This window comes from Pseudomonas sp. NFX183 (assembly GCF_047943075.1).
Classification (GTDB): Bacteria; Pseudomonadota; Gammaproteobacteria; order Pseudomonadales; family Pseudomonadaceae; genus Aquipseudomonas.
Window position 1 is genome coordinate 982805 of record NZ_CP181333.1, and the last position, 13725, is coordinate 996529.

At 59.8% G+C, this 13725-nt stretch carries 9 protein-coding genes; 7 read left to right on the forward strand and 2 right to left on the reverse strand.

The genetic code is table 11. The features are described from left to right. Nucleotides 1-24: 24 nt before the first annotated feature. Both ACM530_RS04710 and ACM530_RS04715 read right to left on the reverse strand, forming a co-directional pair. Nucleotides 25-1419, reverse strand: a complete 1395-nt coding sequence (locus tag ACM530_RS04710) for a PhoH family protein (protein WP_053254513.1) — start codon at nucleotides 1417-1419, stop codon at nucleotides 25-27. Nucleotides 1420-1767: 348 nt separating this feature from the next. After that, complete coding sequence (locus ACM530_RS04715; protein WP_416364360.1) at nucleotides 1768-2892, reverse strand: polysaccharide deacetylase family protein; 1125 nt, start codon at nucleotides 2890-2892, stop codon at nucleotides 1768-1770. Nucleotides 2893-3366: 474 nt separating this feature from the next. Between ACM530_RS04715 and yaaA the strand changes: the two genes are divergently transcribed. The 7 genes from yaaA (at nucleotide 3367) to algG (ending at nucleotide 13722) form a co-directional block, all read left to right on the forward strand. After that, nucleotides 3367-4146 (forward strand): peroxide stress protein YaaA, encoded by a 780-nt coding sequence (yaaA, locus tag ACM530_RS04720; protein ID WP_145161274.1) that lies wholly within the window; start codon nucleotides 3367-3369, stop codon nucleotides 4144-4146. Nucleotides 4147-5047: 901 nt separating this feature from the next. Next, nucleotides 5048-6364 (forward strand): nucleotide sugar dehydrogenase, encoded by a 1317-nt coding sequence (locus ACM530_RS04725; RefSeq protein WP_106579580.1) that lies wholly within the window; start codon nucleotides 5048-5050, stop codon nucleotides 6362-6364. Nucleotides 6365-6447: 83 nt separating this feature from the next. Then, nucleotides 6448-7929: a mannuronan synthase gene (gene alg8, locus ACM530_RS04730; RefSeq protein WP_178119688.1), complete on the forward strand. Its 1482-nt coding sequence runs from the start codon at nucleotides 6448-6450 to the stop codon at nucleotides 7927-7929. A gap of 36 nt (nucleotides 7930-7965) precedes the next feature. Further along, the gene (locus ACM530_RS04735) at nucleotides 7966-9132 is read left to right on the forward strand and encodes an alginate biosynthesis protein Alg44 (protein WP_145161270.1); all 1167 of its coding nucleotides are present in this window, start codon (nucleotides 7966-7968) and stop codon (nucleotides 9130-9132) included. A 92-nt stretch (nucleotides 9133-9224) separates the two neighbouring features. Then, complete coding sequence (gene algK, locus ACM530_RS04740; protein ID WP_369300953.1) at nucleotides 9225-10664, forward strand: alginate biosynthesis TPR repeat lipoprotein AlgK; 1440 nt, start codon at nucleotides 9225-9227, stop codon at nucleotides 10662-10664. Beyond that, nucleotides 10661-12148 carry an alginate export family protein gene (locus ACM530_RS04745; protein WP_145161268.1) on the forward strand — a complete coding sequence of 496 codons (1488 nt, stop codon included), beginning with the start codon at nucleotides 10661-10663 and terminating at the stop codon, nucleotides 12146-12148. The genes algK and ACM530_RS04745 overlap by 4 nt, the downstream gene beginning before the upstream one ends. After that, on the forward strand, nucleotides 12148-13722 hold the full coding sequence (gene algG / locus ACM530_RS04750) for a mannuronan 5-epimerase AlgG (RefSeq protein WP_242194603.1): 1575 nt from the start codon (nucleotides 12148-12150) through the stop codon (nucleotides 13720-13722). Before ACM530_RS04745 ends, algG begins: the two co-directional genes overlap by 1 nt. Nucleotides 13723-13725: the final 3 nt, after the last annotated feature.

The window sequence follows — 13725 nt, forward strand, 5'->3', positions numbered from 1 at the left end:
ACCAACTGCGACAGGATTATGTTTTTACAGGTGGGACTCGGCGTACTCGGCCAGGATCGAACGAGGCACCCCTTGCAGCGCGATATGCACGCCGTTCGGGAAGTCCTTGAAGCGTTCCGTCAGGTAAGTCAGCCCGGAGCTGGTCGCGGACAGGTAAGGGGTGTCGATCTGTGCCAGGTTGCCCAGGCACACCACTTTGGAACCGGCGCCGGCACGGGTGATGATGGTTTTCATCTGGTGCGGCGTGAGGTTCTGGCATTCATCGATCAAAATCAGGCTTTGCTGGAAGCTGCGACCTCGGATGTAGTTGAGGGATTTGAACTGCAACGGCACTTTGCTGAGGATGTAATCGACGCTGCCATGGGTGTTTTCGTCATCCATGTGCAAGGCTTCGAGGTTGTCGGTGATCGCGCCCAGCCACGGCTCCATTTTTTCGGCTTCGGTGCCGGGCAAGAAACCAATTTCCTGGTCCAGGCCCTGCACACTGCGGGTGGCGATGATACGGCGATAGCGCTTGGTCACCATGGTCTGCTCGATGGCGGCGGCCAGGGCGAGGATGGTTTTCCCCGAACCTGCGGCGCCGGTCAGGTTGACCAGGTGGATGTCCGGGTCGAGCAGCGCATACAGCGCCAGGCTCTGGTAGATGTCACGCGGTTTCAGGCCCCAGGCTTCCTGGTGCAACAGGGGTTCCTGATGCAGGTCGAGGATCAGCAGTTTGTCGACCTGGATTTCTTTGATCCAGCCCACAAACCCCTGTTCGTCGATGATGAATTCATTGATGTGCACGGCCGGCAGGTTATCGGTCAGCTGTACCTGGTGCCAGGTGCGGCCGTGGTCCTGACGGGTTTCAACTTTGCTGACGCGGTCCCAGAACGAGCCGGTCATGGTGTGATAACCGCGCGACAGCATCGACACGTCGTCGACGAGCTGGTCGGTACTGTAGTCCTCGGCAGCGATCCCACACGCTCGTGCCTTGAGGCGCATATTGATGTCTTTGGTCACCAGCACCAGGCGCAAGTCCTTGTCACGCGCGTGCAGGTCGATCAATTGGTTGATGATTTTATTGTCGTTCAAGTTTTCCGGCAGCAGGCTGTTGGGCTCGCTGCGCTTGTTCATCAGAATCGACAACAAGCCCTTGGGCCCGCTTTTGCCACGCTGGATCGGCACGCCGACTTCAACGTCCTCAGGCGAGGCTTCGCCCAGGGTCTTGTCGATCAGGCGAATGGCCTGGCGGCATTCAGCGGCAACGCTGTGGTGGCCACTTTTGAGTTTGTCGAGCTCCTCAAGCACGATCATGGGAATGGCGACGTGGTGTTCTTCGAAGTTGAGCAGTGCGTTTGGATCGTGAATCAATACGTTGGTATCAAGCACATAAAGGATTGGCTGGTCGGAAGAAGGGTTACGTCCATGATCATCCATACTCGGTCACCTTTGTGGGAGCCAGTCGACGCAATACCACAACAGTGCTGCGCCTCGATTCGACCACCGACTGCACCGCAGTGACGTCAAGTGCAGTGCCCACATGAGGAGTCTTGGAAGACGCCACCTGTGTTGCAGGTTTCGGCGATCTGACTTCGTAATACCGCAAAAACGATGACAGGAAAAAGCACTTTGACGCTTTTTTGAAGTTTATTTTTCAGGATGACGAATAGCACTAGCCGAGTGCCAGCCACCCCGTTAAAGTCGGAAGTCCGCCTGCATCGAAATGTCGCACAAAATCACCCCGAAAATGCCTCATCCCCAACAGGGCCGGGCACTTGCGCTTTTTCAGCGAAACGCCTCCCGGCAGTCCTGCCAACCCAGCCCACTTTGCGCCGTTGCCTGCAGCAACATCGGCAAAGCGACCCGTGCCTTGTCCTGGGTGTCATGAAACACAATCACGCCTTTGCGCCACAGCAACATCAATGTCAGCACCCGCTGCGCGGACTCGTCAGCCTTGAGTTTGCCCGGCTCGTCCTGGGAATCGATGTCCCACAACGCCACCTGTAAACCTTGCGCCTGGAAGAAGCCCTGGCTGTCGGCGCGACGCTGGCCATAGGGCGGGCGAAACAGCGGCACGTAGTTTTCCGGCATCAGGTTCTGCGCCAACGCGGCACTGCGGGTGATCGAGCTTTGCCAGTCGACCCAATGGCTGTGGGACCGGTACTGCCAACCCTGGGTGCCTACGCACTGGCCTTGGTACAGCGCCTGCACATCGGCGGCGGAACTGCGCTCCACGCGGGTTTGCAGGCTGCTGCCGAGGGCGAAGAAGGTGGCGTTCATCTTTTGCTTGCGCAGGTAGTCGGTGAGCCAGTCGGTATTGCCGCTGACCGGCGCAGGCCCGCCGTCGAAAGTCAGCAGGAACAGGCGGTCGTTGAGTTCATCGCCATTGCGTTCGTGGTCGCCGAAACGCAGGACTTCACTGCTGATTTGTGGGAACAGTGCGGATTTGCGCAGCAGTTCGTCGAGGTAGCGTTCGTGGAAATTGTGGCTGGGGTTGGCCCAGCCTATATAGAAGGAGTTGTCGCTGACCTGGAATTTGCCGGCTTGCTCGCGCAGGTCGTCCATGCTTTCGACCAGGTAGCAGAATGAGGCGTCTTCTTCGCAGCTTTGTTGGGCGAAGGTGTAGTTTTCCAGCAGGCGCTGCCAGAGCTGGCGGCGCAGGTCGTCGATGGCGGCCAGGTTGATGATCTTCAGGCCCAGGCGTTGTTTGAGCGCGGCTTCGTCCTGAGCTTCGCTGGCGATTAAGCTGTGGGCGAACATCAGGATTTCGGCGCGTGAGGCGACATCGAACAGCGCGGGGCTGCTGAGTTTTTCGGGCCAGGTGGTGCGATCCAGACTGGCTACGTCAACCGGCGCCGCCTGGGCGCCCAGGCACAGCAAACAAGCTGACAGTAAAAACGCAATTCGCACACGGGGTCTCCCTTTCCATAGTTGTCGGGCACTATAGCCGATCGTCCGGGCTGGGTTATTGGGTTGGTGGGGATATCCGTTATTTGGGTGATGGCTGAGATGGAAGCCGAACTCAATCAAATGTGGGGGCTGGCTTGCTCGCGAAGGCGGTGGGTCAGTGACACATGAGCTGACTGAACCACCGCCTTCGCGGGCAAGCCCGCTCCCACATTTGGATCTCTGTGCATCAGTCAGAGGTGTGTAGATCTGCCGGCCGAGGCACCGAGTGGTGGGGCACAGACCTTTTGGTTACTTTTGGCTGGGCCGGCATTCCGGGCGATTGCCAACAGTGTCCCGCTGTAAGAGCGCAACCGCCAGCCGCCGTTACCGCAGCAACGGATACACACCCACCCGCAGCCCCCTCTATCACCATCATAGGTGGAGTCAAACCCCGCGACCCCCTAGAATCCCCCCACGATTACAGGAGCCAACTTCATGCTGATGGTGATTTCCCCCGCCAAAACCCTCGACTTCGAGTCCAAGCCGGTCACCCCGCGCTTCACCCAGCCGCAATACCTGGACCACTCCCAGGCGCTGATCGAACAACTGCGTGAACTGAGCCCAGCCCAAATCAGCGACCTGATGCACGTCTCCGACAAGATCGGCGGCCTCAACGCCGCGCGCTTCGGCAGCTGGACCCCAGCCTTCACGCCGGAAAACGCCAAGCAGGCCCTGCTGGCCTTCAAGGGCGACGTCTACACCGGCCTCAACGCCGAAACCTTCAGCGACGCCGACTTCAGCTACGCCCAGGACCACCTGCGCATGCTCTCGGGCCTGTACGGTCTGCTGCGCCCGCTGGACCTGATGATGCCGTACCGCCTCGAGATGGGCACCAAACTGGCCAACGCCCGCGGCAAGGACCTCTACGCCTTCTGGGGCACCCGCATCAGCGAGTGGCTCAACGAAGCCCTTGCCGAACAAGGCGATGACGTGCTGCTCAACCTGGCCTCCAACGAGTACTTCTCGGCGGTCAAGCGCACGGCCCTGAACGCGCGGATCATCAACACTGAGTTCAAGGACCTGAAAAACGGCCAGTACAAGATCATCAGCTTCTATGCCAAAAAAGCCCGGGGCCTGATGAGCCGTTTTGTGATCCAAGAGCGCATCAACGATCCGGCCAAGCTCAAGCAGTTCGATCTGCAGGGCTATCGCTTCAATGCCGAGCAGTCCAAGCCGGACAACCTGGTGTTCCTGCGCGATCACGCACCGGAATAAGGCCCTGCACTGCCCTCACAATCGCTAAAAAACCAATGTGGGAGCTGGCTTGCCTGCGATAGCGGTATTTCAGTCAGAGAAAAGTCGACTGATACTCCGCCATCGCAGGCAAGCCAGCTCCCACCTTTTTATCTGCATTCCAAGCCAAAGATCGCCATTTATTTGGCGCCAAAAAACATCCTGTCGCATTCCTAACGAATCTTTCACTCGACATTTCTGAATTTTTTTCGTAGTGGCACCACTTTTTTAAAACACTAGTGGCACAAAACTATCCCTTCGCGCCAACTACCTGTAACTACTGGCCCAAATAGCAAGTGCTATCAATATAGTACCAGTGCCATCTTTTCTAATATTTCAAGAAATTTCCGAAAACAGGATGAGTGGCCAGGAACTTCACCCTAAAGCACCGCTCATACCACCGGTAACGAAATTCTCTGTTGCTGTAAGAGATGACTTACATGGCGACCAACGGAAGTAGCAAAGTTGTCACATTTAACTTTGACTCAGGGGTCATATTACAAACCGATTAGTTGAGAGCGGCGATAAGGATGCATTGCCACCCACTATAAGGCCAAGGCTCAGCTTCCCTTAATGGGTCAGTGAGATAACCCAAGGCATTGATATTTAAAGGCTTAAAGCCTCTATCAAGGCTCTGCGGCACTGGCGCCAGGCCCTTCTCCCAGGAAGGCCGGCTGCATTACAGGGCAAGCACCAATAACAAGGCCACGTTTCGCACAACTTGAGTGCAATAGTTAGTCACTCGTTATTCAACATGCCTGCACGCGGCAAGTCGGCGTCTATTCGCCCAACTTTCGCGGCATCAGTGACGCTTGCAAACATGAACTCCGGCCATCTAATTGGCATGATTAATATCGTCTTCAATGACAAAGAGGTAAATGCGATGCGCATCAGCATATTTGGTTTGGGTTACGTTGGCGCCGTGTGTGCCGGTTGCCTGTCTGCCCGTGGCCACGAAGTGGTCGGCGTGGACATCTCCAAGGAAAAGATTGACCTGATCAATGCGGGCAAATCGCCAATCGTTGAACCGGGTCTGGGCGAACTGCTGAGCCAGGGTATCGAGACCGGGCGGCTGCGCGGCACGACCAATTTCGCCGAGGCCATCCGCGATACCGACTTGTCGATGATCTGCGTGGGCACGCCCAGCAAGAAAAACGGCGACCTGGAACTCAACTACATCGAATCGGTATGCCGCGAGATCGGTTTTGTCCTGCGTGACAAAACCACCCGCCACACCATCGTGGTACGCAGCACCGTATTGCCGGGCACCGTGGCCAATGTGGTGATCCCGATCCTCGAAGACTGCTCCGGCAAGAAGGCCGGCGTCGACTTCGGTGTCGCGGTCAACCCGGAATTCCTGCGTGAATCCACCGCCATCGCCGACTACGACCTGCCACCGATGACCGTCATCGGCGAGTTCGACAAAGCCTCCGGCGATGTCCTGCAGTCGCTGTACGAAGAACTCGACGCGCCGATCATCCGCAAGGACATCGCCGTTGCCGAAATGATCAAGTACACCTGCAACGTGTGGCACGCCACCAAAGTCACCTTCGCCAACGAAATCGGCAACATCGCCAAAGCGGTCGGCGTCGATGGTCGCGAAGTGATGGAAGTGGTCTGCCAGGACAAAACCCTCAACCTGTCCCAGTACTACATGCGCCCAGGCTTCGCCTTCGGCGGTTCGTGCCTGCCCAAAGACGTGCGCGCCCTGACCTACCGCGCAGGCTCCCTGGACGTGGAAGCGCCGCTGCTCAACTCGCTGATGCGCAGCAACGAATCCCAGGTGCAGAACGCCTTCGACATCGTCGAAAGCCACGACAAGCGCAAAGTCGCCCTGCTGGGTCTGAGCTTCAAGGCCGGCACCGATGACCTGCGTGAAAGCCCGCTGGTGGAACTGGCGGAAATGCTGATCGGCAAGGGCTACGACCTGAGCATCTACGACAGCAACGTCGAATACGCCCGTGTTCACGGTGCGAACAAAGACTACATCGAAGGCAAGATCCCGCACGTGTCGTCCCTGCTCAACTCGGACTTTGACGCGGTGATTAACAACTCCGACGTGATCATCCTCGGCAACCGTGACGAGAAATTCCGTGCGCTGGCGCATAACGCACCACACGGCAAGCAAGTGGTCGACCTGGTGGGCTTCATGTCCAAGGCCACCAGCGTGAGCGGCCGCACCGAAGGCATTTGCTGGTAACAGCAACAGCAAGTTCCGGGCTGCAAGCGTACCAATCCCCAGCGCTTGCAGCCTGGAGCCTTCTTCACCTTCGGATGACGCTTATGTCCAAGTTAAAACACGTACTGCTCCAATCCGCCGGCTGGCTGTTGTTTTTGAGCCTGCTGATGGGACTCGCCCTGCTGTTACCGGCGAGTACGTTCGACTCCGAGTCGAAGAATTTTATTTTCCTGATTGGCGCCGTCGGTATCTGGCGCTACTCGATGGGTGCTACGCATTTCTTTCGCGGCATGCTGTTCCTGTACGTGGTCTACCCACACCTGCGCCGCAAAGTGCGCAAGCTGGGCAAAGCCGCCGACCCATCCCATGTATTCCTGATGGTCACAAGCTTTCGTATCGACGCGCTGACCACCGCCCAGGTGTACAGCTCGGTGATTCGCGAGGCCATCGAATGCGGCTTCCCGACCACCGTGGTCTGCTCGCTGGTGGAAATGAGCGATGAGCTGCTGGTGAAAAGCCTGTGGGAACGCATGAACCCGCCGGACCATGTGAAGCTTGATTTTGTGCGCATCGCCGGCACCGGCAAGCGCGACGGTCTGGCCTTCGGCTTTCGCGCCATCTCCCGCCACCTGCCGGATGACCGTGCCGTGGTTGCGGTGATCGATGGCGACACCGTGCTCGCCGAAGGCGTGGTTCGCAAGACCGTGCCGTGGTTCCAGCTGTTCGGCAATGTCGGCGGCCTGACCACCAACGAGTTCTGCGAAGTGCGCGGCGGCTACATCATGAGCGAATGGCACAAGCTGCGCTTCGCCCAACGCCACATCAACATGTGCTCCATGGCCCTGTCCAAGCGCGTGCTGACCATGACCGGGCGCATGTCGGTGTTCCGTGCCAGCGTGGTCACCGACCCGGGCTTTATCGCCGACGTGGAAAGCGACTCGCTGCAACACTGGCGCCTGGGCCGCTTCAAGTTTTTGACCGGCGATGACAAGTCCAGCTGGTTCAGCCTGATGCGCCTGGGCTACGACACGTTCTACGTGCCGGACGCTGCGATCAACACCGTGGAACACCCGCCGGAAAAGAGCTTCATCAAAGCCAGCCGCAAACTGATGTTCCGCTGGTACGGCAACAACCTGCGCCAGAACTCCCGTGCCCTGGGCCTGGGCGTACGCCGGCTCGGCCTGTTCACCAGCGTGGTGCTGTTCGACCAGCGTGTGTCGATGTGGACCTCCCTGCTCGGCCTGACCGTGGCAATCATCGCCACCTTCAAATACGGCGGCGCATTCATCCTCGCGTACCTGCTGTGGATCGGCATCACCCGCCTGATTCTGACCCTGCTGCTGTCGTGCTCCGGTCACAAGATCGGCCCGGCCTACCCGGTGATTCTCTATTACAACCAGATCATGGGCGCGCTGGTGAAGATCTACGTGTTCTTCCGCCTTGATCAACAGTCCTGGACCCGCCAGGACACCAAACTGACCCGCGATTTGGCCAGCTTTCAACGTTGGTTCAACACCTGGTCGTCTCGGACCATGACCTTCTCCGCCGGCAGCATTTTCGTCGCCGTGTTGCTGATGATGGTCTGACCCTGCCAAGCCTGAATTAACTAGGAACTACACACCATGAATAGCCAAGTAAACGCCAACGTTGTCCACGAATCCGAAGCCCAGCGCCAACATGCCCGGGTGAAAATCCCGGCCAAGCTGCGCTTTTTCAACACCGACCGCACCCAGACCGAAGCACGGGTGATCGACCTGTCCGCCGGCGGCCTGGCGTTCACCGCCACCCAGCCGTTGACCGTCGGTGAAGTGCACAAGGGCCGCCTGCAATTTGTCATCGATAACCTCGGCCTGGCGATGGACGTAGAGCTGCAGATTCGCTCCTACGACCGCCAGACCGGCCGCACCGGTTGCCAGTTCCAGAACCTGGACGCCCAGGATATTTCCACCCTGCGCCACCTGATCACCTCGCACTTGTCCGGCGACATCGTGACCATGGGCGACGTGCTGGCGACCCTGCAGCGCGACAACTTCACCAAGGCGCGCAAGGTCAAGGACGGCGGCAGCAACATGAGCGCCGCGGGCCGCCTGCGCGCCGTGGTGTTCAGCGCAGGTATCTTCATCGTCGGCCTGGCAGCGTTCGGTTTCGTCCTCAAATCCATTTACGGCATGTACTTCGTCAGCCACGCTCAGGCTGGCCTCGTCAGCGTGCCAGGCATGAACGTGACCATGCCGCGCGACGGCACCGTGCAAAGCCTGCTCAAAGGTGACGCGGTCGCCGCCAAAGGCGCGCCACTGGCGACCTTCAGCACCAGCATGCTCGATGTGCTCAAGGGCCATCTGGACGAAGACCAACTGCAACCGGCCAAGGTCGAAGAGCTATTCGGCAAGCAAATGACCGGCACCCTGACCTCGCCTTGCGATTGCGTGGTGGCCCAGCAACTGGTCGCCGACGGTCAGTACGCCAGCAAAGGCGATGTGATCTTCCAACTGGTGCCACGCGGCAGCCTGGCCAATGTGGAAGCGCGCTTCACCTACCGCCAGTTCGCCGACGTTCGCCCAGGCACACCGGTGAGCTTCCAGGTTGCCGACGAAGAACAGATCCGCACCGGCACCATCGTCAGCAGCACCAGCCTGAACAGCGCCGACTTGTCCTCCGACATCCGCGTGCAGATCAAGCCGGATGCGCCGCTGGACAGCACCTACGCCGGTCGCCCGGTCGAAGTGACCAGCGACCGCGGCCCATCGCTGAACTGGCTGATCGATAAAGCCATGGCTCACGGTCTGTAAGCGAGGACATGCCTGTGAACCCTATTTCAAAAACAGCATTGACCCATGTGGGAGCCGGGCTTGCCCGCGATGCAGGCGACTCGGTTTTTCAGATGCACCGAGGTGACGCCATCGCAGGCAAGCCAGCTCCCACACAGAGCCGATTTCACTCAGCCTCTGCGTTCTGCGCGCTGGCATTGGCGGTGAGCCTGGCCGGTTGCGCCGGCCTGCCCGACCAGCGCCTGGCCAACGAAGCCTTGAAACGTGGCGACACGGTGACCGCCCAGCAGAACTATCAGCAGCTGGCAGACCTGGGTTACAGCGAGGCCCAAGTGGGCCTGGCCGATATCCAGGTGACCACCCGTGACCCCGAGCAAATCCGCCAGGCCGAAGCCACCTACCGCGCGGCGGCCGATACCTCGCCACGCGCCCAGGCCCGCCTGGGTCGCCTGCTGGTGGCCAAGCCCGGTGCCACAGAGGCCGAGCAACACGAGGCCGAAGGCCTGCTGAAAAAAGCCTTTGCCAATGGCGAAGGCAATACCCTGATTCCGCTGGCGATGCTGTACCTGCAGTACCCGCACAGTTTCCCCAACGTGAATGCCCAACAGCAGATCAGCAAATGGCAAGCCGCGGGTTACCCGGAAGCAGGTCTGGCCCAAGTGCTGCTGTATCGCACCCAGGACACTTACGACCAGCATCTGGATGACGTGGAGCGCATCTGCAAAGCCGCGCTGAACACCACCGACATCTGCTATGTCGAGCTGGCCACGGTCTACCAGAAAAAAGCCGAGCCGGAAAAACAGGCCGAACTGCTCAAGCAGATGGAAGCCGGCTACAGCCGTGGCACCGTCACCGCGCAGCGTGTCGACAGCGTGGCCCGCGTGTTGGGCGATGCGACTTTGGGCAAGACCGACGAGAAAACCGCGCAGGCCCTGCTGGAAAAAATCGCCCCCGGCTACCCGGCGTCCTGGGTCAGCCTGGCGCAACTGCTCTACGACTTCCCCGAACTGGGCGACGTCGACCAGATGATGAAGTACCTGGACAACGGCCGCGCCGCCGACCAGCCGCGCGCCGAGCTGTTGCTGGGCAAGCTCTATTACGAAGGCAAGTGGGTCCCGGCAGATGCCAAGGCCGCCGAAGCGCATTTCGAAAAAGCCGTGGGCAAGGAAGTGGCCGCCGATTACTACCTCGGCCAGATCTACCGTCGCGGCTACCTGGGCAAGGTCTATTCGCAAAAAGCCCTCGACCATTTGCTGACCGCTGCGCGCAACGGCCAGAACAGCGCCGACTTCGCCATCGCGCAATTGTTTTCCCAAGGCAAGGGCACCAAGCCCGACCCATTGAACGCCTACGTCTTCAGCCAGTTGGCTAAAGCCCAGGACACGCCAGAGGCCAATGACTTGGCCACGCAGCTCGAAGCCCCGCTCACGCCAGAGCAACGCGCCGAAGGCCAACGCCTGGTGCAACAGGAACTGGCCGCGCGCGGCACCCTGGCCCAGAGCACGCTGCAACTGCACGCCCTGCAAGAAGAAGACGGCGAGGAATCCCTATGAAGCTCAACCCATTCGTCAAGGCCGGCATCGGCCTGACCTTCGCCCTGCTGTGGTCGTGCCCGACCCTGGCCGCGCTGACCGAAGCCAAGAACTTCGGCCTGGAAGTCAAAGCCACCGCGCAATCGGAAGATGACCGCGACCTCGGCACGCAGAAAGGCGGCGACGTCAACGGCATCGGCCTTGACCTGCGCCCGTGGATCTACGGCGAAAGCGGCGCGTGGAGCGCCTACGCCATGGGCCAGGCGGTCGTGTCGAGCGACATCATCGAGACCGACACGCTGCAACAGTCCTCCGATGACACGACCGAACAATCAAGCAACGACGACCGCAAAGCCAAGAAAAACTACCTGGCCCTGCGCGAGTTCTGGGTCGGATACAGCGGCTTTACGCCCTACCCCGGCGAGATCCTCAAGTTCGGCCGCCAGCGCCTGCGCAATGACGACGGCCAATGGCGCGACACCAACATCGAAGCGCTGAACTGGACCTTCGACACCACGTTGCTCAAGGCCAACGTCGGCGCTGCCGAACGCTTCAGCGAATACCGCACCGACCTCAAGGAACTGTCGCCCAAGGACAAGGACCGCCAGCACTTCTACGCTGACGCCGCCTACCAGTGGACGCCGGGGCAGTGGATCGGCCTGCGCGGTCACCACACCCATGACGACGGCAAGCTCGACTACGCCGAACCGGGCGTGGCCACCGACCCGTTGGACAAACGCGAGAATGGCGACCTGACCTGGCTCGGCATCGAAGCCAACAGCGACGCCTATAACTGGCGCAACACCAACACCGTCAACTACTGGGCCAGCGTCACCGGCATGAAAGGCGACCGCGACACGGTCAACGCCCTGAACAAAGACGGCACCCGCCCAACCGAAGCCAAGCGCAGCGATGACGTGAGTGGCTGGGCCACCGACCTGGGTGTGCGCCTGCGTCTGGACCCGCAATGGCAAGTCGGCGCGGCCTACTCCCGCGCGAGTGCCAACTACGAGCAGAACGGCCTGCAAAGCAACCGTTCGAACTGGACCGGCACCCAGTCCCGCGTGCACCGCTTCGGCGAGGCGTTTCGTGGCGAGATGAACAACATGCAGTCCATGAGCCTGTTCGGTTCCTGGCAGCTGCGCGAGGACTATGACGCCAGCCTGGTCTATCACAAATTCTGGCGCGTGGACGGTAACAAGCCGGTGGGCAGCAACGGCATCGATGCCGTGCAGAACAACACCGATGACGTGACCGGCGCGATCCTGTCCAGCACTTCCCTGCCGCTTGAAGACGGCAAGAAAGACCTGGGCCAGGAGATGGACCTGGTGGTCACCAAGTACTTCAAGAAAGGCCTGCTGCCGGCCGCGCTCAGCCAGTCGATCGACGAACCGTCGGCGCTGGTGCGCTTGCGTGCCGGCGTGTTCAAGCCGGGTGATGCCTATGGCAGCCAGGTCGACTCGTACATGCATCGCGCCTTTGTCGACGTGATCTGGAAGTTCTGATGGGAGCCTGCGCAATGATTCCTCAAAAATTGCTGGTTGCCGCGATGCTGATGGCCAGTGCCACAGCCTTCGCCGACACCCCGCAGCAGGGCAAGGCGCCGACCATCGCCAAAGAACTGCAACAGGCCAAGACCTACACCATCTCCAGCCCGCCGACCGCGCCGCTGGAAATGGCCAAGCCTGCCCTGCCGGACCTGTCGGGCTACACCGCCGCGGCGATGGAAAAGAAGATCGTCAGAAGCAAGCCCGGCAAAATCAGCATCCGCCGCATGATGCAGGAAGACGCGCTCAAGGACTTTATCGGCGGCGATAACAAGATGGCCGAATGGGTGGTGCGCCAGCACGGCATTCCCCAGGCGATCTTTGTCGACGACGGCTACCTGAACCTCAAGGACCTGCTCGGCAAAGTGCCCAAGCAGTACTTCAGCGAAACCTCGCCGGGCGTGTTTTTGGCCAAGCTGCCAATCGTGGTCGGGCGCAAGGGCATTCTGGAAATCGACAAGAAGACCCAGGAACTGCGCCTGTCCCAGCAAGCCGGTTCGTTCCTGATCAACGACGGTCAGCTGTTTGTGCGTGACACCAAGATCACCGGCTGGAATGAAAAGACCAATGGCCCGGCGCTGTTTCAGTCGCCCAAGGAGTTTCGCCCGTTCCTGCTGGCCTGGGGCGGCACCGAGACTTACGTCGCCAACAGCAAGATGGCCAGCTTCGGCTACGCCAACAGTAAGTCGTACGGGGTGAGTATTTCCCAGTACACGCCGAACATGGCCAAGGTGCTCAAGCGCCCTGAGCCGACCGGCTGGATCGTCGATTCCGAGTTCTCGGACATGTGGTACGGCTTCTACTGCTACGAAACCACCGGCTTTGTGCTCAAGGGCAATACCTACAAAGACAACATCGTCTACGGCATTGACCCGCACGACCGTTCCCACGGCCTGATCATTGCGGACAACACCGTCTACGGCACCAAGAAGAAGCACGGCATCATCATTTCCCGGGAAGTGAACGACAGCTTCATCTTCAACAACCGCAGCTACGACAACAAGCTGTCGGGCCTGGTGATCGACCGTAACAGCGTCAACAACCTGATCGCCGACAACGAGATCTACCGCAACCACACCGACGGCATCACGCTCTATGAGAGCGCTGACAACTTGCTGTGGGGCAACAAGGTGATCAGCAACCGTCGCCACGGCATTCGCATCCGTAACAGCGTGAACATCCGCCTGTACGAGAACACCTCGATGGCCAACGGGCTGACCGGCGTGTACGGCCACATCAAGGATTTGACCGACACCGACCGCGACATCGCCCTCGACCCGTTCGACGCCAAGGTCTCGCTGATCGTGGTCGGCGGTGAATTGGCGGGTAACGGCAGCGGGCCGCTGTCGATCGACTCGCCCTTGAGTGTCGAGCTGTACCGCGTGTCGATGCTGGCGCCGACCAAATCCAGCGGCATCAGCTTCAACGGCGTGCTGGGTGATCGGCAGGAAGAAATTCTCGACCTGTTGGTGCGCCAACAGAAAGCCGTGCTGATCGACCCTGTCGAACGCCAGACCGAAATGCAGGACTGAGGA